This is a genomic window from Streptomyces sp. NBC_01451 (assembly GCF_036227485.1).
GTDB lineage: Bacteria > Actinomycetota > Actinomycetes > Streptomycetales > Streptomycetaceae > Streptomyces.
Genome location: NZ_CP109479.1, coordinates 6,752,294 through 6,776,553, shown reverse-complemented (window position 1 = coordinate 6,776,553; position 24,260 = coordinate 6,752,294). Strand labels below are relative to the sequence as shown.

Here is a 24,260-nt window from a genome sequence, read left to right as displayed (position 1 = left end):
GGTCGGCGGTGGCGGCGCACGTCAGACGGCCACGGGCGCGGAGGTGACGGGTGCCGAGGCCGTGGCCGGGGCGGCGGACAGGGTGACGGTGCTGGAGAAGATCTCCCTGTCGTGCTGCCGCGCGACGACCCTGACCTGGTCGCCGTCCACGCTGCGCTCGGTCTCCAGCCAGCAGGGCGCGTCCAGTTCGGCGTACTTGACGAAGACGGAGTCCATGCCGGTCACGGTCGTCCGCCGGGGATGGGCCGCGGCCAGGGCCGCCTGGCGGGCGGCCTCCAGGAGCAGCATGCCCGGGGCGTGGTCGACCACGTGATCGAAGAGGATGGGATGTGTCGTGTCCACCCGCAGCTGCCAGCGGCCGGGCCGGTCGGTGGCGGCCAGCACCACGTCCTCGAAGCGGTCGCGGCCGAAGGCCTCCACCCCGGCCGGGGGCGGGAGGGGTACGGCTCGGGCGGTGGCGGCGGCCGCGTCGGCGTAGCCGCCACGCAGCCGCTCGTATATCGCGCGGTCCTGTATGGAGAAGCTCGAACGGGCGGTGGCCATGGGGCGGCCCCCGCGTTCGACGTCGACCGTCATGGAAATCGCGGCGGCGCGGTCGCGGCGGTACTTCACATCGTGGCAGCTGATGCGCAGGTCGAGCTCGACCGGACCGCCGTCGGCGTGCATGGCCTCGGGGTCGACGATCCAGCTGAAGTCCTTCCACAGCAGCTGGTGGCCGAGCGGGACCCGGTAGGCACGGTGGGACAGCAGCGGCAGGGCCTGCCGGACGGTCTCGCCGAGCAGCAGCGGGTCGTGCAGGCCGAGGTGGGTGCGGTAGAACGGATGCGTCGCGGGCCACTCGGCGGTGACGGCGAAGGCATCGGGCGCGGACCGCCGCCAGCTGCGCAGGAGCACTTCGTCCTGGTTCGTCTTGTGCGTGAAGGTGGGCTCGACCAGCTCGAAACCGGCTTCGACACGGTTTTGGGCAAGGCTGTACGACATGGCGGTTCCCCCTGATGAGGCGCTGATTTACGGGCACGCGCAGACCGATCGAAGGCGCCCCCAGTGACACGGGGACGTCGACGTGAATAAAATAGAGGTCGTTCTTTTTGTTTGTCTAGGTGCAAGGAGAGTCCCGCCGATGGCACGACAACGGCAGGAGCGCGCGAACAAGACACGAGCCGCGCTCATCCGCTCGGCGGCGGAGGTGTTCGACCAGGCCGGATACCACGGAGCAGGCCTCAACGCGATTCTGCAACGGGCCGGAATCACTACCGGAGCCATGTACTTCCACTTCAAGTCGAAGGAGGAACTGGCCAGAGCGGTCATCGTGGAACAGGCCGCCGAGCTCCAGTGGCCCAAGGGCGAGCGCGGTCTCCAGCAACTGCTGGACATGTGCGGCTACCTGGCCGTGGAGATGCGGCGCAACGTCCTGTTCCGGGCGGGGGTCCGGCTCGCGGTCGAGCAGAACGAGGTCGGGCTGCTCGACTACTCGATCTACGACTGGTGGTCCGAACAGTTCCGCGAACACCTCAGTGAGGCGCGGGAACTCGGCCAGCTGCATCCGCACGTGGACTTGGCGGCGTTCGCACAGGTGATCGTGGCCGCGTACACGGGTACGCAGATCATGGCGCGGCTCTCCAGCGGACGGGCCGATCTGCCCGAGCGCATAGAGATGATGCTGCGATGTCTGCTGCCGGCCATCGCGCCGGCCGAGGTGATCGCGACGCTGCACTTCACCAGAGGTGAGCAGGCGGAGGACATCACCTCCTGAGGCCCGTCCGGGTGGGTGCGGTCGCCCTCCGCTGGAGGGCACCCCCGCCCCTCGACTTGCCCAAGTTGTCCTGGAGTTGCTCCTGCAAGTTATCGGCGGCCGTCCGCGGCAGTAGGTTCGCGGCACTGGTTCGTCGATAACGAGGTCAAGTCCATGGTGAAGCAGACGCGGGCACAACGCACCCGCCAGGCTCTGATCGCGGCGGCTGCCATCGAGTTCGACCGGCACGGGTACTCCGGAACCTCCCTGTCCGCCGTCCACGGTGCCTGCGGTGTGACGATGGGCGCGCTCACCTTCCACTTCCCCGCCAAGGCCGACCTCGCGTCCGCCGTCTGCCGGGAGGCCGAGGCGGTCACTCGCGCGGCGCTGCCCGGCCCCGAACCGGCGCCCACCGTCCGGTCGGTGGCGGAACTGACCCTCGTGGTCGCCGACCTGCTGGAGTGCGAGGTCACCGTCCGTGCGGCGGCCCGGCTCAGCCAGGAGCGGATGCCCTCCGCCCAGTGGCACGACGTGTGGCGGGCCGCGCTGCGGGATCTCGTGCCGCTGCTCCACCGGACGGCAGCCCCGGACGCATGGCCGCGGCCCGGCGAACTGGAGCTGCTGGCCGTCTACTTGACCGCCGGCGCCGAGGCGGCCCTGCGCGCGGGACAGCCCGGCGGTGAGGTACGGGCCCAGCTGGAACGCCTGTGGGGGCTCGTCATCGACGCCGCGCCCAAGTCGGCGTCGAACCTCGTTCCCGACCCCGCCCCGGACGTTCGTCCGCTCATCCCGGACCACCGCCCGGGTTCACTCCCTCTCACGAACGGGCTCAATCCATGACTCGACGCCGCGCGCTCGTCACCGGCGGTTCCCGGGGAATCGGTGCCGCGATCGCGACCGAACTCGCCGTCGCCGGGCACCGCGTGGCCGTGCACTGCCGTACGGACACCACCGCCGCCGAGGCCGTACTGGACGGCCTGCCCGGCACCGGCCATGCCCTGGTCACCGGGGACCTGGGGAGCCCGGGCGCGGCCCAGGAGATCATCGACTCCGCGGTCGAGCGGCTCGGCACGGTGGACGTGCTCGTCAACAACGCCGGTGTGTACGCCGAACAGCCCGTCGCCACCACCTCGTACGAGGACTGGCAGCGGGACTGGCGGCGGCTCGCCGATGTGAACCTGTTCGGGCCCGCCGACCTGATCTGGTGCCTGGTCGACCATCTCAGGCACCGGCTCCAGGGGCCGCAGGGCGCCCGCATCATCAACGTCGGCTCGCGCGGCGCGTACCGGGGCGAGCCGAACGCCCCCGCCTACGGCGCGACCAAGGCCGCCCTGCACGCGCTGACGCAGTCGCTCGCCCAGTCGCTGGGGCCCGACGGTATCGCCGTGAGTGCCGTGGCGCCCGGATTCGTCCGGACCGATCTCACCGAACCCATGCTCGTCGGGGAGGCCGGTGAGGAGGTACGACGGCAGAGTCCGCTGCGCCGGATCGCCGTGCCCTCCGACGTCGCGGCTGCCGTGGCCTGGCTCGGCTCCGCCGGGGCCGAGTGGTGCAGCGGCGCCGTCCTCGACGTCAACGGCGCCTCCCACCTGCGCTGAACCCACCCCAACTCCCGCCTGCCAGAAGGGATTCACCATGCGCGCGGCCCTCCTCCAGATCGCCGTACGACCGGACGAGCCGGCCGGTGAGCGGCGCGCCCGCGTGGCCGCGCTCGTACGGGAACAGCGCGGCGCCGACCTGGTGCTGCTGCCGGAACTCTGGACGTGCGGCGCGTTCGCCTTCGACGCGTTCCGTGCGCACGCCGAGCCGCTGACCGGACCGACGGCCCGGGCGATGGGCGAGGCCGCCGCCGCCGCGCAGGTGTGGCTGCACGCGGGGTCGATCGTCGAACTCGGGCCCGGGGACGTCCTGTTCAACACCTCCCTGCTGTTCGCGCCCGACGGCCGGCTCCACCGCACGTACCGGAAGATCCACCGCTTCGGCTTCGACAGCGGCGAGGCGGCGCTGATGGCGCCGGGCGACGAGATCGTCACCGCCGGGCTCCCCCTGGCCCCGGCGGGTCTTGCCACCTGCTACGACCTCCGGTTCCCCGAGCAGTTCCGGCAGTTGACCGATGCCGGTGCCGAACTCCTGCTCGTCACCGCCGGTTGGCCCGCGGCACGCCGTGCGCACTGGTCGCTGCTGACCCGCGCACGGGCCGTCGAGTCGCAGGCGTACCTCCTCGCCTGCTGCACCGCTGGCACCCACGCGGGCGTCGAGCAGGCGGGGCACAGCGTCGTGGTCGATCCCTGGGGCGAGGTCGTGGCCGAGGCGGGGGCGGGCGAGGAGACACTCGTCGCCGACCTCGATCCCGCGCTCGTGGCGAAGACGCGCGCCGGGTTCCCCGTGCTGCGTGACCGTGTCCTCGGTCTGCCGCTCCCCCGGTAACCGGGCAGCCGGTCATGTCCACAGATGCCGTCCGTCCGGCCAGCCGCCGGGCTGGGCGGCATCTGTCGTCTCCGACCAACTTCCCTGCACTGCAAGGCAGTTGGAGTATTTTCCGCAGCCTCTTGCGCTCGACCGTCAGCCTGTGTCACGCTTCTTCGCGAGGCAGTCTGCCCTCTTCGAGGAGCCTTCGAACTGCCACCGCGTCGCCGTCGTGCGGCGCTTTTTTGTTGCCCAAGAACCGGCGTTCCGCGCAGGCCCCCTTGCCCCGAACCCGTTTTCCCGAAGGTGAGCCGACCATGGCCGACCGAACCCCCTCGCCCCGAACCCCCTCGCCCGCGACTCCCGCGCCCTGCGCGTCGACCCGCTGCCGTCGGGCGGCCCGCACCGGCCGGCTGGCCCGCCGGCCCGCCTCCCCCGACGCCCGGCTCTGCACGGCCTGCAAGCGGGCCCTGGGGGCCGACCTGGCCGCGCTGCCCGGCCTGCACCGCGAGAGCGAGCAGGACCTGGCGCCGGTCTCGGGCGGCGGGCTCGTGCCACGCGTCACCGGCAGCCGGTCGTGCCCACCGCCCGTCAGCGACAGGGCACTTGAGGTGCGGCACGACGTCGTCGTACGACTGGCCTCCTGGACCCGGCTGGTGCTCGACGAGGCCGACGGCGCGCGGGCCCCGGCCCCGCCCCGCCGGACCGTCGCCGAGCTGGCCGCCTTCCTCGGCCGGCACGTCGGCCTGCTGGCCGCCCACCCCGCCGCGGGCGCCGCCGCCGACGAGATCGCGGGCGCGGCGGCGGCCCTGCGGGCCCTCACCACGGAGCCGAAGGCCGGCCTCGTGCCGCTGGGCCGCTGCGTCGAGCCGGGCTGCGACGCCGAGGTGTCGCTGCCGGGCCGGGGCGGCGACGACCTGGTCCTGCGCGGCCCGATGTGCGAGGCGGGACACGTTCTGACGCCCCGTCAGTGGCTGGTGCTGAGGGAGCGTACGACCACGATGGAGGAGAGCGCATGACCACCGACGGCCGCAGCAGGCGCGTCCCGACCTCGTTGGCCGCACTGGCCCTCGGTGTGCAGGAGAGCACCATCCGCCAGTGGGCCAGGCGCGGCAAAGTGACCCGCTACGGCACCAAGAGGCAGGCGCTGTACGACCTTTCCGAGCTCGCCGCACTGGCGGCCGGGGAGACCGGCACGCCCCGCGCCTGAGCCCTCCCCGCTCCCCGCTCTCCCTCACCCGTATCTCTCGACCACCGCACCGTCCGGCACCTGCCGCGCGGTGCCGACGCATGCCCGAAAACGGCCCGTCGGCCGCCCACTTGAGCAATCCACCTGAGCAATCCACCTGAGGAGACGAACCGTGGCAACCGCCCTGGAATCAACGGAGTCAACGGACACAGCCGCCGAGGCCCCGCAGTGGCAGCGGTACTGGGACAGCCGGCGCGCCCCCTTCATCGAGGAGTGCCGTCAGGCTCGCGAGACCCTGCTCGCCGATCTGAAGGACCCGCACACCGCCCAGGCCCGGGTGCTCGACGACCTCATCCACATCGGCGCCGGCTCGCTGCACTGGAAGGAGCGGGGGTACACCCGGGTCGCCGCCGACCCGGACAGCTTCCGCTCGGTCCTGCCGGTCATGCGGTACGGCGACTTCGTCGACGAGATCGACCGGGAGACCCGCACCAAGGGCGGTGTCCTGTCGTGCAGCCCGGTGCTGCGCTGGCTCAAGACCAGCGGGACGACGGGCACGCCCAAGCGCGTCCCGTACACGCTGCACTGGCTGTTGACCTACCGGATCCCGGCCATGAAGGCGATGTGGGGCACGTATCTGGAGCACCACCCGGAGATCCTCGCGCACCCCTTCGCCACCCTCGACACCCAGACGGTCCGGGAGGACGTGTACGACTTCGTGCACGGTGTGGAGCACCAGGCGATCAGCAACCGGCACCCGCAGATCAACAGCCGGGACTGGAGCCCGCCGTGGTACCAGTCCCCGTGGTTCGGCCCGGACGCACCCGCCTCGCACGCCGGGCGGATGTACCACCGCATCCGGCACCTCGTCGGCCGCGATCTGCACTACATCTCGGCCATCAACCCGAGCACCCTGGTCTCGCTGCGCGACCTGATCGCCGACCACGGGGCGGAGTTGGTACGTGATCTGCGCGACGGCACACTCCAGGGCCGGCCGTGGACCGAGCCCGACGAGAAGGCCGCCCGGCACCTCGAACAGGCCCTGGCACGGGACGGGTTCAGCCTGGTCGACGTATGGCCTTCGCTGACCCTGTACAGCTGCTGGCTGTCGGCCTCCGCGGAGTTGTACCGGCCGCGTCTGGACGCCGTGCTGCCGGGCGTCGACAAGCTGCCGTTCATGAGCTGCGGCACGGAGGGCGTCACCACGATCCCCGTCGACGACTCGCTGGACAGCCAGCCGCTCGCCGTCAGCCAGGCCTACTTCGAGTTCGTCCCCGCCGATGTGCCGCTGGGCGCGCTGGTGGAGGCCGGCGAGCGGATCGACACCCTCCTGTTCGACGAGGTCGAGGCGGGCCGCGACTACCACCTGATCATGTCGCAGGGGAACGGGCTCTACCGGCTGTGGACCGGTGACATCTACCGCGTCGACCGGATCGTGGACGGCACGCCCTGGATCCACTTCACCCACCGCGACGGCGTCTTCCACTCCTTCACCGGCGAGAAGATCACCGAGGGCCAGGTCACCCAGGCCATCCAGCAGGGCCTGGCGGCGAGCGATCTCGACACCGGCCTCTACATGTGCGGTCCGCGCTGGGCAGAGCTGCCGTACTACGTCATCGCCGCCGAAGTCCCCCACCCCTCGCCCGAGTTGGACCGGGAGCTGTCCGCCGGGGTGGACCGCGAACTGTCCGTGATCAACATCGAGTACGCCTCGAAGCGGGACAGCGGCCGGCTCGGCGGCATGCGGGTGGTGACCGTGCCGCAGGGCGCCATCGCCGCGTATGTCGAGTCGCGGCGACAGCAGGGCAACGCCACCCAGTACAAGTACAAGCCGTTCCAGCAGGACATCGACTTCGTCGCCGCGATCACCGGCAACTGAACACACGCCGCCCGTCCGGGATGTGACGGGCAATCAGGAATTTCCCCGGAAGACCAAGAGAAGCGAAAAGGAGTACGGGACATGATCGAGACCCTCAGGCCCCCGCAGAACACCCGTCGGGAGATCGTCCAACTGACTTCCGGTGGCACCGAGTTGGCGCTGCACATCTGGCGTCCGGAGCGGATCAAGGGAGCCGTCTTCTACTTCCACGGACTGCAGAGCCACGCCGGGTGGCTGTGGGAAGTGGGACCCCGGTTCGCCGACAACGACATCGCGCTCTTCGTACTCGACCGGCGCGGCAGCGGCATCAGCGCGGGCCCGCGGCACGAGATACCGGACGCCGACACCATCCTCGACGACTACGCGAACGCCGTCGCCTTCGTCCGCGGGATGATCGGCGACTCCGTACCGCTGTCGCTGTTCGGGCACTGCCTGGGCGGCTCCTTCATGGCGGCCCTGATGCACCACGAGTCGTTCACCACCCGGTACGACGCGGCCGTGTTCTGCTCGTCCTGGCTGGGCCGTCTGCACGCGACCCTCGGCGCCGACGAACTCCGGGCACTCGCCGGGGAGACCGGCGACGCGCCCTGGGACGCCGGGCTCCGGTCCGCCGACTTCACCGACGAGGCCAAGTACCAGCACTTCATCGACCACGACGACCTGGCCGTACGGCAGTTGACGCGCCGCTCGCGGTCCGTGCTGCTGGAACTGGAGCGGCGCTACCTGGCGCCCCGGCGTGCCCTCGCGCCGGTCACGGCCACCTTCGTGTCCGGCATGACCGACCCGATCGTCGATCTGGAGGCGGCGCACGGGGTGTTCCAGGACCTGATGTCCGAGCGCGGGGCGATCATCAAGTTCCCCACCGATCGGCACTACCTCTTCTACACCGACGTCAGCGACTCGCTCGTCGACTGGACGTCGACGTACACCCTGCTCCAGGGGCTGAACCGTGGCTTCTGACGGCCTGTTCACCGGCGGCGCGCGGGCGCGCCTGTACCGCGTCGAACTGCCGATGCGGACGCCGTTCGACCATCCCGCCGCCCGCCGCCGCACCTCCGACAGTCTGGTCCTCAGCCTGACCACGGACGACGGCGTACGCGGCCTCGGCGAGTGCGCGCCGCGTCCCTACGTCACCGGCGAGACCTGTGACGGCGTGCGGGCGCAGCTCGAAAAGGTCGACTTCGACGCCCTGTTCGCGCGGCTCACCGACGTCCGGCCCCGGCAGTTGCTCGCACTTCTGCACCGGGACGGCTTCGCCCGTGTCTTCGGGATCGACGGCGGCAACAATCTGCGCTGTCTGCTGGAGACCGCGGTCCTGGACTGGATCGGGCACCGACTGGGCCTGGAAGCAAGGCAGTTGCTGCCCGGCGGGGCGGCCGGGCCCGGACCGCGGTCCCTGCCCGTCTCCCAGGTGCTCGATCTCAGCCTGGGCGCAGAGGAGTTCCTGGCCACCCGGGGCCCGTTCCACTTCGTGAAGATCAAGGCGTCGGACGACACGGAACACGACGCCCGTACGGTACGGACGGTCCGCGAGCGGCTCGGGGACGACGTGCCCGTCATGGTCGACGCCAACATGAGCTGGACGCCCGACACCGCGCTGTCCCAGGCGCGCTGTCTGCGCGAGGCCGGCGCCGACTGGGTCGAGGAGCCGCTGGCCAAGGGCTCCTGGGAGGCGCTGCGGGAGCTGCGCTGCCGTGGCGGTCTGCGGGTCATGCTCGACGAGTCGGTGTGCACGGGCCGGGACGCGCGGAAGGCGGTCAGGTCCGGGGCGTGCGACGCGTTCAACGTGCGGGTGTCGAAGAACGGCGGCCCGCTGCCGGCCGCCGAACTCGTCGCCTACGCGCGGCAGAACGGCGTCCGGTTCCAGATCGGTGTCCAGGTCGCCGAGGTGGGCCCGCTCATCAACGCGGGTCGCGCGCTGGCCTTCCGCCACCGGGACGCCATGACGGCCGAGGCGGGACAGTCCGACCGCTTCTTCCCGCAGATGATCGTCACCCCGCGCCCCGCCGTCGACCGGGACGCCAACACGCTGGTCCCCGCGGCCGGCCCCGGCTGGGGCCTGAGCCTCACCCCGGCGGCGGAGCGCTGGGCCGTTCGGGACCTCTGACCTGCCCTGTCTCCAGATCACTCACCCCTGCGCATATCCAGAAAGGGAACCGTCATGCCCGTACTCTTCGAGTGCACCTACCGGGGCCGTCGCCACGTCGGCCTCGAACTCCCCGCCGACGGCGAGCCGTTGCGGCTGCGACCGCTCGGCGGGAGGGACCTTCGGACGCTGGTCGTGGACGCGGGCGGCGACCCCGCCGCGCTCGCTGCGGCCCTCGCCGACCTGCCCGGGGAGGTGACCGTCCCGGCCGAGGACCGCGAGGCCGTACGGATGCGTCCCCCGCTGCTGCCCGACCACACGGGCGACGCCATGGTCAGCGGCTTCATGCAGACCCACAACGTCAAGGTGGAGGCGGACACCCCGGCCCAACCCAACTGGTTCGTCAAGGGACTTGGCGACACGCTGAAGCTCCCGGGGGAGGATCTGCGCGCGCCGGCCGGTTCCGTCGCCCTGTGCGAGGAAGCGGAGATCGTCCTCGTGCACGTCACCGACGGGAACGGCGAACTCCACTACGCCGGCTACACCTTCGGCAACGATCTCACCGACATCGGGCGCTTCCGGCGACACCGGGGACACCTCTCGTACGCCAAGCTCTGCGACGCGGCCGTGGCGCCGTGGCTGTTTCTCGACGCCCCGCCCCGGCATGTCACCGGACGCGTGACGATCGAGCGGGAGGGAGCCGAAGGGGCGGCCTGGGAAGGCGAGTTCACCACCGGGACCAAGGCCCTGCACTACGGCCTCGACAGCATGATGTCCGAGCTCTTCTCCTACGACACCCTGCGCACCCCCGGCCGCGTGCACTACGTCTACATCGGCGCCGACCGCAGCAGCTTCCACGGCGGCCACGAGATGGCGGACGGGGACCGCGTCACCCTGGAGTTCACCAGCCACGGCGTCACCCTCGCGAACACCGTACGGTGTCCTTCACCCACGGCGCCCGAGCCCGCCGCCCGCGAGGGGTCGTGAACGGCGACGAGGGTGTGCGCAGGCTCAGCGACACCGAGGCGACGTTCGCCTACACCCACGCGCTCATGGGCGGCAGCACACAGCTCACCACGGAGTTCACGGTGAACGCGGCGTTCTCCCCGGAGCGGGTGGAGCGGGCGGTTGAGCTGTGGCTGCGCCGCTTCCCGCTGCTGTCCCTGCGCATCGCGGACCTGGACGGCAGCCTCTGGTTCCGCCGGGAATCCCCCGAAGCGCCCTCCCCCGAGGGCCGGTTGTGGCGCCTGCGGGTCGGGCACGGTCCGGCGGCGGCGACACGCTTCGCCTTCACCTGTCATCACGCGATCTGCGACGGATACTCGACCGGTCACCTCGTACGGGCCTTCCTGGACGGCCTGTTCGGCATCCCGGGCGGGGACGGGTTCCGCCCGGGCGCGGACCCCCTGCCGCCCGACATCGACGGACTCACCTACGCGAGCGGGGACATACGACCCCCTCGCACCCCGCAGGCCCGCCGGTCCCCGTGCCCGTACAGCGCGCGTCTGACGGCATCGGCCGACGGCCCCGTGACCTTCACCCTCACACCGCGCGAGAGCCGGCGGCTGCGGAACTGGTGCCGGGCACGGGAGTTGACGGTGGGCGGGCTGCTCGCGACCGGGCTCGCCGACTCGCTCGCCCGGGAGACCGGCCGCGAGGAGGTCACGGTGTCCACGGCGGTGTCCCTGCGGCGCCGGTACGCCGAGCACTCGCTGATCACCGAGCCGGGCTGCGTACTGGGCCTGGTCCGGACACCGGCACGGACCGGGACCGGGACCGGCGACGACCAGGTGGACCGCGCCCGCGAGAACGCGGCGGCACTCCGGTCGGCCGCTCACGCCTGGCGTCCGGCGCGGCGCGCACACGCCCGGATCCGGCAGTCCGTCGAGCGCGAGGCCGCGGGCGGCGGGGTGCCGGAGATCCGGGTCACCGACATCGGCTCGGTGGACGCGGCCCTCGGCTCGCACACCGCCCGGCTCACGGAATTCCGTACGGTCGCGGCCCGCGGCGACGCCCCGCCGGGCGGCACTCTGCACCTGTCGTCGTTCATGGGCGCACTCACCGTGGCGCTCTCCACCGGCTCCAAGGGCCCCGCGCGACTGGCCGCCGCGGCGGAACGTGCGGTGCGCGAGGCCGTACTGCTGTCCGCGAGCCGATGATTCTTTTCCCGGGCCTGTGAAGAAACCGCAGGTCGGAGCGGTACGGCCGTTCAGACTCCCCGAAGTCGTGAAGACGGGAAGGCGATCGCATTGAAAACAAAGAGTTCGTTCTCTATTTTTTTGAGGGCGGGCCCCGGACGGCGGGGCCCGCCGGGCAGGACAGTCCAGAGGAAGGAACGCGGCATGGCCACGGCGGTTTCCGCAGCGCCTGACGCACCGCTCATGACCATGAGCACATATCGGGCCCCACAGCAGAACGGTCGGCCGGGCGCCGCGACCGGCACCTTCGAAGCGGCGACCGGCGCCTTCGACACCTTCGTCACGCAGGTCTTCGGGCCGCTGCCCCGCGCCGACCAGCGCAAATGGGCCCGCGCCTACACCCAGGGGCTGCTGATCACCCCTGGCCGCAAGACCGTACGGGCACTGGCGGCGGCCGTGTCGGAGTCCGGTACGGCGTCGCAGGCACTGCACCAGTTCGTCAACGCCAGCCCCTGGGACTGGGAGCCCGTCCGCGCAGGGCTGGCCCGCTGGGTCGCCCGCCGCGCCCGCCCGCACGCCCTCCTCATCACCGCGGCGGTGCTGCCGAAGCGGGGCGACCGCTCCTGCGGAGTGCACCGGCGGTTCGACCCGCAGGCCGGACGGACCGTCAACTGCCAGGTCGGGATAGGGGCGTTCCTCGCCACCAGCGAGGCGACCGTCCCCGTCGACTGGCGGCTGCTGCTGCCCGGGGAGTGGACCGCGGACCCGCGGGTCCGCAGCAGGGCCCGCATCCCCGGCACCACGCCCAGCGCCCAGGAATCGCCCTGCGAGCAGGCGTTGAGCCTGGTGGACGATCTGGACCGTGCCCTGGCCGACTCCCCGGACGGACCTCACGGACCGGACGCACCGGACGCACCGCCGGTCGTCGCCGACCTGACCGGGATCGCCGACCCCGTCCGGCTGATCGGCGGACTCACCGCCAGGCAGCGGCAGTTCGTGGTGGCCGTACCCGGGGATCTGCCGGTGCTGCCCGACCCGGCAGTGTCCGTCGGGTCCGTCCCCCACCCCCGTACCGCCATCGCGGTCAGCGCCCGCCACCTCATCGCCCGTCGGCACGCCCGGCAGCCCCACACACCGGTCATCACCGGAACCGTCCGACTCCCGGGCGTCCCCGGCGCCTTCCGCCTGCTCGCCCAGTGGCCGTCGGCCGAACCCGGCAGCGGGCGGATCTGGCTCACCGATCTCGTCGACAGCCCGCCCCGCGAGGCACTCGCGCTGGCCCGTCTGCACCCCACCGCCGCCGACACCCTGAAACTGCTGGAGGACGACCTCGGGCTGCGCGCCTTCGAGGGCCGCTCGTACCCCGGCTGGCACCATCACATGACCCTGGTCTCGGCGGCCTTCGCGTACGGCTCCCTGGGGCCCGCCGCGTTGTTCGGATCGGCGCAGCCGTCACGGGCGGTACGGGTGCCACGGGCGGTACGGGCGCCGGGTCAGCCGGCCAGGCCGCCTCTCCGCGGGGCGCGCTCCGTACCGCACCCCGTGCCGCGGCCTGCACCTCGGTCCGTACGGAATGTCCTCACCTCCACCCGGACAGGACGCTCCTGATGGCTCTGCCCAAAGTGTTCTGGCTGTTCTGGTGCGGGCAGACCATCGGCCGGCTCGGGACGCTCGCACCGGCTTTCCTCGTGCTCTATCTGGAGCAGGAGGACCTGGTCTCCCCCGGTACGACTCCGGTCGTCCTGGGGCTGTTCGGCGCCGGCATCGTCCTGTCGGGGCTGGTCGGCGGGGCCGTGGCGGATCTGATCGGGCCGCGCCGCACGATCATCGCCGCCCAGCCCGTCACCGCCGTGATGGCCCTGCTGTTCGCCTACGCCCACCACGTGGTCCTGCTGTGTGTGCTCGCGCTGATCACCGGTTTCCTGTCGGCGGTCGACCGTCCTGCCGGGGCCGGACTGATCGCCGCGATCGTTCCGCAGGAGCAGTTCTCGAAGGCGTACAGCCTCTTCCTCGTGGGCTTCAACATCGGGATGTCGCTGAGCCCCGTCCTGTCCGGCTTCCTGCTCGCGGTCCGGCCGAGCGCCCTGTTCGTGGTGTGGGCGGCGGGCAGCCTGCTCTACGCGGCCCTGGTGTGCGCGCTGCCCGCCGACCGGCTGCCGCCGCGCAGTCAACGGCCCGGCGGTACGTCCGCCTTCGCGGCGGCGGCCCGTGGCATCACCGAACCGTTCCGCACCCCCGTCCTGGTCGCCTTCCTCGTCCTGACCTTCCTGCTGGCGTGCATCTACCTCCAGGTCAACTCCGCGCTGCCGCTGGACATGCACGCGAGCGGGCTGACCTCCGGGGACATCGGATTCGTCCTCGCCGTCAACGCCGTACTGTCCGTTCTTCTGCTGCCGCTGATACCACGGTTCGTCAGGGGGATGCGCGACCAGGTGCCCCTGGTCATCGCGAGCGGTCTGATCGCGATCGGCTTCAGCGGCAACTCCCTTGCGGGCAGCGTCCTCTCGTACACCGTCGCCACCGTCGTGTGGACGCTCGGCGAGGTCTTCTGGGCCCCGATGTCGGCGACCTTCATCGCCAACCGGGCACCGGAGGGCCGCAGCGGGAGCTACCAGGGCTCGTACTTCTTCGCCTGGAACGCGGCCTTCGTGGTCGGCGGTCCCGCGGGGCTCGCCATCGCCAACTCCCATGGTTACGAGGCCCTGTGGACGTCCGTCCTGGTCCTCGGCGCCGTCGTCACCCTCGGCTTCTGCCTGCTGCCGCGGCTCGCCGGGTTCGAGCGCGGACACTCCGACTCCGTTGCCCGTAACGGGAAGAGCGGCGCCGGGCAGGCCGACGCCGACAGCAACGCCACCCCGTCCGAGAAAACACTCGTCCGAGAGACAAGGACACCCGAATGACCGTCCCTACGCCCCGCACCGCACTCCTTGTCGGCGCCGCCGGCGGCATCCTCCGCGAAGTCGCCCTGGAACTCGCCGAGGAGGGCCACACGCTCGTCCTGTTCGACCGGGACGCGGACGCGCTGAACCGGCTCGCCGAGCGGCTCGCGCCCCTCACCAAGGTCGAGACCGTCGTCGGTGACATCACCGACATCGCAGCCGCCGAGCGCCAACTCACCGACATCGTCGAGCAGTTCGCCCCCTCCATCCTGGTCAACGGAGTCGGCGGGGACACCCGGGTGATCGGCTACGCGGATCTGACGACCGATCACTTCGACCAGTCGTTCCTGGAGAACGTGGTCAGCAGCTGGATCGCGGTGAAGGTCTGCGCCCCGCGCATGGCCGCCGACGGCTACGGCCGCATCGTCAACTTCGCCTCGGCGGGCGGCCGTACGTACAGCCACTTCAACAACGCCGCGTACGTCGCCGCCAAGGCCGCCGTGATCGGTATGACCAAGCAGATGGCGTACGAGCTGGCGCCGACCGGTGTCGTCCTCAACGTCGTCGCCCACGGCCCGATCGCCACCGAGCGGGTGGCCGGCGCGTTCGAGCGGCGCGACCCGGCGCAGCGGGAGGCCGTCCTGTCCAGGCTGCCGATGGGCCGCTACGGCTCGGTCGCCGAGGCGGTCGGCAGCGTGCTGCACCTCTGCTCCGAGAGCGCCGGTTACTCGACCGGCTCCGTGATCGACATCAACGGCGGCCTCTACATGTGAGCCCCGTCCCTCCCCGACTCACCGTGACCGCACGCCCAAGGAGGCTTCCATGGCGAAGTTCGTCGTCGAGTTCGAGTACAACGTCGACCGTGCGGGCCGGCAGGACCTGCACCCCGCCCACACCGACTATCTGCGCACCCTCACCGAACGCGGTGTCCTGCTGCTCGCCGGTCCGCTGGAGGACCTGAACGGCGGGCTGCTGGTCTACGAGGCCGAGGACCGCGCCCGGTTGCAGGAGGTCCTCGACGCCGAGCCCTACGTCAGGGGCGGCATCGTCGCCCGCACCCGGATCCGCCAGTGGGCGCCGGGCAAGGGCACCTGGATCGCCGCACACGCCCTGCCCGCCACCTGACCCGCCCCGGCCCGCTCCTCTCAAACTCCCCTCCCCTCCCCTCCTCCCTCTCCCACTCTCCCTCCCTTGCAAGAGACTCCTCGGAAGGACCGACTGACGTGCTCGCAACACCGGTTCAGCAGGACACCGCGCTCCGCCAGGACGAACTGCACGCCGGCGTCGTGGATCCGGACATGGACTCGATGCGTCTGCTCAGCGAGACGGCGATGAAGTTCCCCGACGCCCTGTCGTTCTCGTCGGGCGCGCCCCACGACGGCACGCACGACCTGGCCAAACTCTCCCAGTACGTGCACCGCTATCTGGCGCATCTGCGCGAGCGGGGCGTGCCCGAACAGCGCATCACCCGCCTGATGTTCCAGTACGGGCCCGTCAACGGCTTCATCCAGGACGAGGTCGCGCTGATGCTCGACCGGGACGAGGACATCGTCGTCCCGTCCGACGCGATCATGATCACGCACGGCTTCCAGGAGGCCGCGCTGATCGCCCTGCGCGGTCTGTTCCGCTCCCCGGACGACGTCCTGCTGTCCGTGTCGCCCGCGTACGTCGGTATCCGGGGCGCCGCCCGCATGCTCGACATCCCGGTCAGGGCCATCACCGAGGGCCCGAACGGACTCGAACCCGAGGCTGTGGCCGCCGCGGTGCGTGCCGTGCGGGCCGAGGGCAGGCGTCCCGCCGCGCTCTATCTGGTCCCCGACTTCTCCAACCCGTCGGGCACGGTCGTCCCGGTCGACGCCCGCAGGCGGCTGCTGGAGCTGGCCGCCGAGGAGGGCTTCACCATCCTGGAGGACAACCCGTACGGGCTCTTCGCCAAGGACGGCGAGCGGCTGCCGACGCTGAAGTCGCTGGACACCCGCGGCGACGTCGTCTACCTCGGTTCCTTCGCCAAGTCGGCTTTCCCGGGTGCCCGGTTGGGCTATCTGGTCGCCGACCGCGAGGTCGTCGGCGAGGACGGCACCAGGCGCACCCTGGCGGCCGAACTGTCCAAGGCGAAGGCGATGTTCAGCGTCGGCTCGTCCTCGCTCTCGCAGGCCGCGATCGGCGGCATCCTCGTCGAGGCCGACCATGATCTGCGCAGCGCCACGCGGGAGTTGACGGCCGTGTACCAGGAGCGGCTCGCGGCGACCCTCGACGCCCTCGCCGAGCACTTCCCGCCCGAGCGCTACGCCGAGCACGGGGTGCGCTGGAACCGGCCGCGCGGCGGCTTCTTCCTCGTCGTCGAGGTGCCGTTCGAGGCGGACCTGGCCGCGATGGGGCGCTCGGCGCGCGACTTCGCCGTCTCGTGGGCGCCGATGCGGATGTTCCACCTGGAGGGCGGCGGCGAGCGGGCGCTGCGCCTCGGCTTCAGCAACCTGCCGCCCGCCGCCGTGCGGGAGGGCATCGCCCGCCTGGCCCGCTTCATCGAGTCGGAGGCCCGTTCATGACCAGCAGCACCCGCCCCGTCGCCGTAGTGGTCGACGGCTACTCCGCCGGCAACTTCTACCCCGCCGCCTTCGCCGCGTACGGCGCGGACGTGGTCCATGTCCAGAGCACCCCGCGGATCAACCCGACGATGCAGGCCCCGGACCTGACCGCGTACTCCCGCAACATCATCTGCGCGGACGAGAGCGAACTCGTCGAACTGCTGCGCCCGTACGGCCCGTTGTGCGTGGTCCCCGGACAGGAGGGTGCCGTCCGGCTCGCCGACCGGCTCAGTGAGGCGCTCGGGGTGCCGTCCAACGGCTCGGCGCTGTCCCGGGCCCGCCGCGACAAGTACGAGATGATCGAGGCGCTGCGCGGGGCCGGTGTGCGCTGCGCAGGCCAGTTCAAGAGCGCGGACCCGGCCGAGATCGTCGACTGGGCGCAGGAGCAGGGCAGTTATCCGGTGGTGGTCAAGCCGCTGAGCTCGGCGGGATCGGACGGCGTCGTCGTCTGCGACAGCGCGGAAGCGGTGCGTACGGCGGCCGAGGCGGTGCTCGGCACCCAGGACATTTTCGGCGGCGCGAACACCGAGATCCTCGTGCAGTCCTACCTCAGGGGCACCGAGTACATCGTCGACACCGTCAGCTGCGCCGGCGAGCGCTATGTGTGCGGGGTGTGGGAGTACGAGAAGGCGCTGCTGCCGTCGGGCAAGAACATCTACAACCGGGACCTCCTCGCCGACCCGGACGCCGACCCCGTACCCGCCCTGACCGCGTACGTCGACGAGGTGCTCGCCACACTCGGCGTCCAGTGGGGTCCGGCGCACGCCGAGGTCATCGTCACCGACGAGGGCCCGGTCCTGGTCGAGATCGGCACCCGCCTCAACGGCAACATCAACGCCCCGTTCCACGACGTGTGCCTGGGCCACAACCAGGCGGCGCTCACGGCACAGGCGTACGCCGGGCCCGACGAGTTCCGGGCGGCGTACGCGGGCCGGGTCTACCGCAGGCTCCAGCCGGCGGTCGTCTACAACACCCCGACCGAGCTCGACGGCGTCGTGACCGCGGTCGACGAGACCGCCGTCGCCGAGATCCGCGGTCTGGAGAGCGTGTTCTTCACCGGCGTGAAGCTGGCGCCCGGCGCCCGCATCCGCCCCACGGTCGACCTGCTGACCAGCTCGATGAGGGTGTTCCTCACGGCCCCGGACGACCACGTCCTGGAGGCCGACTACCAGAAGGTCCGCTCCCTGAAGGACGCGGTGTACCGGGTCTCGTAGCCCGCCGCGACCGGCTCGCACCCCGCCCGACTCCCCGGCCACTCGCCCCGTTCGCCCCCTCGCACCTCTTCTCGCTCGTTCTCGCTCGTTCTCGCGCCCAACTTGCGCCCCATTAACGGTAATTCACCCCTTTCGCGCTCGCTTCCCGGAGGTCTGTTGTGCACAGCCGTATCGGACTCTTCCTCTCGCCCGTCCACGAGACCGGCCAGGACCCGCATCTCGCGATACGCCGGAACCTCGACCTCGTCGAGCTCGCCGACGACCTCAACTTCGACGAGGCGTGGTTCGGCGAGCACCACACGCTCGGCTGGGGCCTCGTCGGCGCCCCCGAGACGATGATCGCCGCCGCCTCGCAGCGCACCAGCCAGATCAAGCTGGCCCACGGTGTGGTCCCGCTCTCCGGCCACCACCCCTTCCACGTGGCCAGCAGGGCCGTACACCTCGACCACCTGACCCGCGGCCGCTACATCCTGGGCGTCGGCCCGGGCGTGCCGTTCGACGCGAAGATGTTCGGCCTGGAGCAGCCGGTGCAGCGCCGCCGTCTTGAGGAGGCGCTGCCCACCGTCCTCGAACTCGTCAACGGCGAGGGCCGGATCAACCAGAAGACCGACTGGTTCGAACTCAACGAGGCCAAGCTCCAGTTGCCCCGCTTCAGCCCGCAGGGCATCGAGGTGGCCGTGGCCACCTCCGGCACCTCGAAGACCAGCCCGAGCCTGATCGGCCAGTACGGCCTGAGCATGACGTCGTTCGCGCTGCCCTTCGCCCTGCTCACACCTGGCGCCCCCGCGCACATCAACCTCGCCCACCAGTGGAAGTACGCGGAGGAGTCCGCCGCCGAGCACGGCCGGACCCTGGACCGCGACAAGTGGCGGATCGCCCTGCCGGTGCATGTCGCCGAGACCCGCGAGGAGGCGTTCGCGGACGTCCGCGAGGGCTACGACCGCTGGCTGTTCGAGTACTTCGGCAAGGCGGCCGGGCGCGAGGTGATCAGCCCGGACACCCCGCGCGAGCGCGCCCTTGAGGCCCGTGTCGAGGCCGGCGGCGCGCTGGTCGGCTCGGTCGACGACGTGGTCAGCGGCATCGAGCGGCTGCAGGAGATCACCGGCGGCTTCGGCTCGCTCCTCGTGTACGTCGCCGACTGGGCGTCGTACGAGCGCACCAACCGCAGCATGGAACTGCTCGCCCGGTATGTCGCGCCGCGCATCACGGGCTCGGCGGCGCGTCCGCAGGAGGCCGTGGACTGGGCGATCGCGAGCCGCGCGAAGTAGTGCCGGCCGGCGTGAGGAGGGCCCCGCCCTCCGATTCGCCCCCCAAGACGGGTGCCGGGCCGGGATGTTCGTTCCCCCGTCCGTTCCGGCCCGGCGCCCTCCCCCGGTCGAGACCCACCCGAGCCCACCCCGGGCCCCACCCACACCTCACGCGAACGGATTCAACTCATGCTGGAGCAGCGCTCGTTCCGCGACATCCTCGGCCGGTTCACCACCGGAGTGGTGCTGGTCACCGCGCACACCGCCGAGGGCCCCAAGGGCATGGCGGTGAACTCCTTCACGTCCGTGTCCCTGGACCCGCCGCTGGTCGCCCTGTGCGCCGCGGACACCTCCACCACCTGGCCGGCCATCCGCGCGGCGGGCGGCTTCGCGGTCACCATCCTCGGTGACCAGCATGCCGAGCTGTGCCGCCTGTTCAGCGCCAGGGGTGCCGACCGGTTCGCCGTGGGCGACTGGACGTCGACCCGGGCCGGGCATCCCATACCGGCCGACGGTCTTGGCTGGCTGGACTGCCGTATCGCCACCATCCATCCGGCGGGCGACCACGAGCTGGTCATCGCCGAGGCCGTCGAAGGAGCCCTGACCGAGCAGGCGGGCCCGCTGGTCTTCCACGCCGGTCGCTTCACCGCCCTCGCAGCCGCCTGACCCGCCCGCCGACCCGGCCCCCTGCCCTGCCCCGGGCCCGCCATGCCCCGCCCCGCGACCCCTGTCGCCACCGGCACCACCGGCACCCGCACCGCCTGCCGAACCGCCGGGGCCCGCTCACCGCCGGACCGGTCCCTGGGCCCTGTCGCCCGATTCCCGTCTGCCCTGCGGCGTCATGCACGCTCACGCTCCCCCGGAGGGGAACCCCCAGAGCACGCACCCGACGCCGCGGGACCCGCCCTCCGGGCGCACGACGGGAGTGTGACGACAGGACCTGGCATCGTTGACCTCCAGAAAGGCAACCTGCGTGTCCGTCACCGATTCCTCACGCATCCTTCCTTCCCCGCCGTATGCCAGGGGCGAGGCCGATCTGCGATTCGTGCGGACCGCTCCGCGCCACCTGGTCGACCGCAGCGCGGTCGCCGAGGTGCTGATCACCGACTGGCTGCGGCTGGGCCCCGACACCTTCCGGCTGGGCGCGCAGTGGCCGCGCGGTCACACCTTCTACGCGCCCATCGCCGGTTCCTGGCACGACCCGCTGCTCGCCGCGGAGTCACTGCGGCAGGCGTCCGTCCTGCTCGGGCAGACGTACTACGGCGTGCCCGCGGACCATCGCTGCGACATCGCCGAGCTGGACGTCGACATCGTCCCCGGGGCCGTCCTCCTCGGCTCCCGCCCCGCCGAGATACGCCTGGACGTCTCCGCCACGGACGTCCGGCGCCAGGCCGGCGCGCTGACCGGGCTCACGCTGGAGGCCGACCTGCTGCGCGGCGAGGTCTTCGCGGGTGCGGGGCGTCTGGCGCTACGCGTGTCACCCATCGGCGACGGGCCCAACTCCCCGGTCGAACCAGGTGACTTCCCCACCCAGCCGGACCCGGTCCCACCCCCGATCGTCGGCCGCCTCGACGAACGGGACGTGGTCCTGGGCATCCCCCGCTCGGCCTCGGCCCGCCGGGGCCTCGAATGGGAGCTGCGGATCGATCCCAGTCACCCGGTCCTGTTCGACCACCCCACGGACCAGGTCCCCGGCATGCTGCTCCTCGAGGCGGCCCGCCAGGCAACCCAGGCCGCGTGCGCCCCGTACCGCGTGCTGCCCGTGGAACTGCGCAGCGCCTTCCACGCCCCGGTGGAACTGGACCTCCGCTGCCGGATCTCCGCGACGCGACTGCCCGTCGAGGACGCGGGCGAGGACGCGGTGGTACGGGTCACGGCGTCCCAGTCGGGCCGCCTGGCGTTCGACAGCCTGGTGGTGGCGAGCCTGTGCGACTGACGCCGGCGGCGGGGGGACACCCGTACGTCCGCCCGACATGACTCGGCCATGACAGCCACTCCTCCCGTCCAGGGACCGTCAGCGCGCCCCCGTCGCCGGCCGGGGGCGGGGCGGTCACGGCACGCCCTTGGAACGAGAGTGGAACGCCGTACCCTTCCGCGTGCGGCCGTCGTCGGCGGCTCGTCGGCCTCGGCCGTCGTCGGCGCAGCCCTGTGGCGCCGGCGTCACGTACCCCGCGCCCGCCCGGCCCGGCACGGGCCCCACGGAGCGCTCGGTTCAACGGACGCGACCAGCATCGGACTGCCGAGCGGGTTCACCGGCCCCGGAACGTCAACGGCCAGGCCGCGCTGGCGGCCCCAGCCGTCGCCGCGCACTTCACCCCGGACCAGGAGGGCACCCCTACTTGCCGCACCGGGGCACCGGTGAGACATGGTGGGCATGCCACTGGGGTCACGTTCCCGGCATCGTCCGGCTGGCGCGTCGCCGTCTCTCATTTCCGGGAGCCTGCCATGTGCAGCAGCGGCGAAATGGCCGTCAGGCCGTGTCGGCGGTCTCCACGATGAGCCCCTGAAGGAAGGTGGCTGTCGCGGCCTCGAAAGCCTCGGTGAAGGCCGGGTGCATGAACGCCAGGCTCGCGTCGGCCTGGAAGGCGGCGAGCAGTGCGGGGGCGGGACGGCTGCGGGTCCACAGGGCACCGACGAGGATGATGACCATGTGCGCGGCGCGGAGCGCCCGTTCGTCGTCGAGTTCGGGAAGCAGGTCGCGGAGCTGCTCCCCGAGCCAGTGGATGGCGTCACGCGAGGCTCTCTTGTACCTGGTCGCGACGTCGACGGAGATGTTGTGCTCCAGGATCACCTGTTGCACGCTCAGTAGTTCGCACAGCATCGGGTGGGCGGCGAACGTGGCGGCCAGCCGCGCCGCGATCTGGCGCACTCGCACCGGAGCCGGTGCCGACGGGTCGGCCCACTCGGAGAACTCATCGGCGGTCTCGGCCCGGTAGCGGACGGCGGCCTCCGTGAGCAGGCCCAGCAGCACCGCCTCGCGTGACTCGAAGTAGAGCGACATGGCGGACTTCGACAGCCCGACCCGGCGGCTGAGTTCGTTGAGGCTCACCGCCGCGACAGGCATCTCGTCGAGCATGCCGGCCGCGGTCCGCAGGATGCTCTGCCGCCGTTCGGCGCGCTGCTCCTCGCTCCGTGCGCGATGGAAGGTTGCCACCCCACGAGAATAACCGACCGCCGGTCCATTGACTGTGGACCGGCGGTACATTAATTTCAATGTACCGCCGGTCCACTATTGAGGAGCGGGCGGATCACGCCGTCGACGACCGAGGGAAGGGACACACCATGAAGGCCACGGAGGCTGTCGACTGGGTCGACCCCGCCCGCTGGCGGGCCACGCCGGCGGCAGAGCGGCTCAGGCTGCTCCGCCTGGTCCAGGCGAACATCGACCGGCACTTCGACGAGCTGGTGGCGGCGGACTGCCGCGCGAAGGGCATCGACCCCGCGAACCCGGCCGACGCCCACCAGGTCGGCACGAGCGTGCAGCGCGTCCTGGTACCGGTGCCCGTGAACGTCGCGGCCGCCATCGACCTGTACGAGGGCCTGGTCCGCGGCCGCCCGATCCGGCCGCTCGCGGTCACCCCTGCCGGGGACGGCCGCTTCGACGTCCGGGTCTCCCCGCGCGGGAAGGACCGCCTGCTCAACGGCGACCGGACCGACGTGCTGCGCGTCGTCGGCGAACCTCGCCGGGTGGACCCCTACGCGAAGCCCGGCGGCATCGTGGCCGTGCTCGGGGCGGGGAACGTCGCGTCGTCGTTCGAGATGATCCGGGCCCTCTTCGTCGACGGCTACGTGGCCGTCCACAAGCCCCACCCCCTCAACGAGGACGCCGACCGGGTGTGGGAGAAGGTCCTGCAACCGCTCGTCGACGTCCACGCCGTCGCCTTCTGCCCTGCCGACGAAGGGCGGGAGCTGACCCAGGACCCTCGCCTCTCCAAGATCTACTTCACCGGCGGGACCGGTTCCGCCAAGGCGATCATGGAGGCCACCGACACCGAGCTGGTCTCCGAGTGCGGCGGCAACAACCCGTGCATCGTCGTTCCCGGCGACCGACCGTGGACCGAGAAGGAGATCCGCCATCAGGCGCTCCAGATCGCCACCATCGTCACGATCAGCGGCGGCTCGATCTGCGGCCGGACGCAGACCCTGGTGACGAGCCTGCACTGGCCGCAGCGGCGGCAGCTCCTGGACGCGATCACCGTCGCCCTGCGGGACCTCACACCCGGCTCCAGCACCAGCTACCCCGGGGTCGACAAGACCTTCACGGCCTTCCGCGACGCCTATCCGGCCGCGCGGATCGTGCAGCCCACCGACGGCCGCCCCGCTTCGCAAGTCATGGTGATCGAGGACGTCGGCACCGAGGGCTTCGCCCTGGAGAACGAGGCGTTCTGCCAGGTCATGAGCGAGGTCGCGCTCGACGTCGCGCCCGACGCCGGGACATTCCTGCCCGCCGCGACGGAGTTCGCCAACGAGAAGCTCCTAGGCACCCTGGCCGCGACGATCGTCATCGACGAGGACACCAAGAAGGCCCACGCCGCCACCGTGGACCGCGCGGTCTCGGACCTCCGCTACGGCGCCATCGGCGTCAACACGATGCCGCCGGTGGTGTGGACGAACCCCTACCTCATCTGGGGCGGGAACGAGGAGGGCCGCGAGTTCGTCTCCGGCCGCGGCAACTTCGGCAACCTCCTGGGCTACGAGAACGCCGAGAAGTCGATCGTGGTCAGCGGCTTCACCTCGCCGGGCCACCTGATCATGACGAGCAAGCGAGGCTGGCTCGACCTGTCGACACGCTTCGCCCGGTACGCCGTCCGCCCCACATGGACACGGCTGTTCGCCCTCGCCTTCACCGCGACGCGCGCGGGCTTCCGTCGCGCCGGTTCCTGACCTCCCCGCCGTCCGCCGAGA

General features: G+C 71.5%; 22 protein-coding genes and 1 pseudogene. 21 read left to right on the top strand and 2 right to left on the bottom strand.

Annotation, left to right across the window (positions count from 1 at the left end; translation table 11 throughout):
* Nucleotides 1–21: 21 nt before the first annotated feature.
* A complete protein-coding gene (locus OG595_RS29805; RefSeq protein WP_329277297.1) occupies nucleotides 22–981 on the bottom strand; it encodes a ScbA/BarX family gamma-butyrolactone biosynthesis protein in 960 nt (319 codons plus the stop codon).
* Between the two features lie 139 nt (nucleotides 982–1,120).
* Between OG595_RS29805 and OG595_RS29800 the strand changes: the two genes are divergently transcribed.
* The 20 genes and pseudogenes from OG595_RS29800 (at nucleotide 1,121) to OG595_RS29705 (ending at nucleotide 21,291) form a co-directional block, all read left to right on the top strand.
* The gene (locus tag OG595_RS29800; RefSeq protein WP_329277296.1) at nucleotides 1,121–1,753 is read left to right on the top strand and encodes a ScbR family autoregulator-binding transcription factor; all 633 of its coding nucleotides are present in this window, start codon (nucleotides 1,121–1,123) and stop codon (nucleotides 1,751–1,753) included.
* 153 nt (nucleotides 1,754–1,906) lie between these two features.
* Complete coding sequence (locus tag OG595_RS29795; RefSeq protein ID WP_329277294.1) at nucleotides 1,907–2,572, top strand: TetR family transcriptional regulator; 666 nt, start codon at nucleotides 1,907–1,909, stop codon at nucleotides 2,570–2,572.
* Nucleotides 2,569–3,330 (top strand): SDR family NAD(P)-dependent oxidoreductase, encoded by a 762-nt coding sequence (locus OG595_RS29790; RefSeq protein ID WP_329277292.1) that lies wholly within the window; start codon nucleotides 2,569–2,571, stop codon nucleotides 3,328–3,330. The genes OG595_RS29795 and OG595_RS29790 overlap by 4 nt, the downstream gene beginning before the upstream one ends.
* A 37-nt stretch (nucleotides 3,331–3,367) precedes the next feature.
* Complete coding sequence (locus OG595_RS29785; RefSeq protein WP_329277290.1) at nucleotides 3,368–4,159, top strand: carbon-nitrogen family hydrolase; 792 nt, start codon at nucleotides 3,368–3,370, stop codon at nucleotides 4,157–4,159.
* A 296-nt stretch (nucleotides 4,160–4,455) separates the two neighbouring features.
* Nucleotides 4,456–5,157, top strand: coding sequence for a hypothetical protein (locus tag OG595_RS29780; protein WP_329277288.1), 702 nt, complete (start codon nucleotides 4,456–4,458; stop codon nucleotides 5,155–5,157).
* Entirely contained in the window at nucleotides 5,154–5,348 is a 195-nt protein-coding gene (locus tag OG595_RS29775; protein ID WP_329277286.1) for a hypothetical protein, read from the top strand. The genes OG595_RS29780 and OG595_RS29775 overlap by 4 nt, the downstream gene beginning before the upstream one ends.
* A gap of 151 nt (nucleotides 5,349–5,499) precedes the next feature.
* On the top strand, nucleotides 5,500–7,206 hold the full coding sequence (locus tag OG595_RS29770) for a GH3 family domain-containing protein (protein ID WP_329277284.1): 1,707 nt from the start codon (nucleotides 5,500–5,502) through the stop codon (nucleotides 7,204–7,206).
* 81 nt (nucleotides 7,207–7,287) lie between these two features.
* Nucleotides 7,288–8,166, top strand: a complete 879-nt coding sequence (locus OG595_RS29765) for an alpha/beta fold hydrolase (protein ID WP_329277283.1) — start codon at nucleotides 7,288–7,290, stop codon at nucleotides 8,164–8,166.
* A complete protein-coding gene (locus OG595_RS29760; RefSeq protein WP_329277281.1) occupies nucleotides 8,156–9,313 on the top strand; it encodes an enolase C-terminal domain-like protein in 1,158 nt (385 codons plus the stop codon). The genes OG595_RS29765 and OG595_RS29760 overlap by 11 nt, the downstream gene beginning before the upstream one ends.
* 54 nt (nucleotides 9,314–9,367) lie before the next feature.
* Nucleotides 9,368–10,279: an FAH family protein gene (locus OG595_RS29755; RefSeq protein WP_329277279.1), complete on the top strand. Its 912-nt coding sequence runs from the start codon at nucleotides 9,368–9,370 to the stop codon at nucleotides 10,277–10,279.
* Nucleotides 10,276–11,451, top strand: coding sequence for a hypothetical protein (locus tag OG595_RS29750; protein ID WP_329277277.1), 1,176 nt, complete (start codon nucleotides 10,276–10,278; stop codon nucleotides 11,449–11,451). The genes OG595_RS29755 and OG595_RS29750 overlap by 4 nt, the downstream gene beginning before the upstream one ends.
* 228 nt (nucleotides 11,452–11,679) lie before the next feature.
* Nucleotides 11,680–12,864, top strand: a pseudogene (locus OG595_RS29745) (IS701 family transposase); the annotation flags it as partial.
* Nucleotides 12,865–13,037: 173 nt separating this feature from the next.
* Nucleotides 13,038–14,330 (top strand): MFS transporter, encoded by a 1,293-nt coding sequence (locus tag OG595_RS29740; RefSeq protein ID WP_329277272.1) that lies wholly within the window; start codon nucleotides 13,038–13,040, stop codon nucleotides 14,328–14,330.
* Nucleotides 14,327–15,082 (top strand): SDR family NAD(P)-dependent oxidoreductase, encoded by a 756-nt coding sequence (locus tag OG595_RS29735; protein ID WP_329277270.1) that lies wholly within the window; start codon nucleotides 14,327–14,329, stop codon nucleotides 15,080–15,082. The genes OG595_RS29740 and OG595_RS29735 overlap by 4 nt, the downstream gene beginning before the upstream one ends.
* 49 nt (nucleotides 15,083–15,131) lie before the next feature.
* A complete protein-coding gene (locus tag OG595_RS29730; RefSeq protein WP_329277268.1) occupies nucleotides 15,132–15,434 on the top strand; it encodes a YciI family protein in 303 nt (100 codons plus the stop codon).
* A 98-nt stretch (nucleotides 15,435–15,532) separates the two neighbouring features.
* The gene (locus tag OG595_RS29725; RefSeq protein WP_329277266.1) at nucleotides 15,533–16,855 is read left to right on the top strand and encodes an aminotransferase-like domain-containing protein; all 1,323 of its coding nucleotides are present in this window, start codon (nucleotides 15,533–15,535) and stop codon (nucleotides 16,853–16,855) included.
* Nucleotides 16,852–18,108: an ATP-grasp domain-containing protein gene (locus OG595_RS29720; RefSeq protein WP_329277264.1), complete on the top strand. Its 1,257-nt coding sequence runs from the start codon at nucleotides 16,852–16,854 to the stop codon at nucleotides 18,106–18,108. The genes OG595_RS29725 and OG595_RS29720 overlap by 4 nt, the downstream gene beginning before the upstream one ends.
* Nucleotides 18,109–18,266: 158 nt before the next feature.
* The gene (locus OG595_RS29715) at nucleotides 18,267–19,376 is read left to right on the top strand and encodes an LLM class flavin-dependent oxidoreductase (RefSeq protein WP_329277263.1); all 1,110 of its coding nucleotides are present in this window, start codon (nucleotides 18,267–18,269) and stop codon (nucleotides 19,374–19,376) included.
* A 168-nt stretch (nucleotides 19,377–19,544) separates the two neighbouring features.
* The gene (locus tag OG595_RS29710) at nucleotides 19,545–20,021 is read left to right on the top strand and encodes a flavin reductase family protein (protein ID WP_329277261.1); all 477 of its coding nucleotides are present in this window, start codon (nucleotides 19,545–19,547) and stop codon (nucleotides 20,019–20,021) included.
* Nucleotides 20,022–20,328: 307 nt separating this feature from the next.
* Nucleotides 20,329–21,291 carry a ScbA/BarX family gamma-butyrolactone biosynthesis protein gene (locus OG595_RS29705; protein ID WP_329277259.1) on the top strand — a complete coding sequence of 321 codons (963 nt, stop codon included), beginning with the start codon at nucleotides 20,329–20,331 and terminating at the stop codon, nucleotides 21,289–21,291.
* A gap of 534 nt (nucleotides 21,292–21,825) precedes the next feature.
* Here the strand turns inward: OG595_RS29705 and OG595_RS29700 are convergent.
* A complete protein-coding gene (locus tag OG595_RS29700) occupies nucleotides 21,826–22,509 on the bottom strand; it encodes a TetR/AcrR family transcriptional regulator (protein WP_329277257.1) in 684 nt (227 codons plus the stop codon).
* Between the two features lie 128 nt (nucleotides 22,510–22,637).
* Here OG595_RS29700 and OG595_RS29695 point away from each other — a divergent pair, with 128 nt between their 5' ends.
* A complete protein-coding gene (locus OG595_RS29695) occupies nucleotides 22,638–24,239 on the top strand; it encodes an aldehyde dehydrogenase family protein (protein WP_329277255.1) in 1,602 nt (533 codons plus the stop codon).
* Nucleotides 24,240–24,260: the final 21 nt, after the last annotated feature.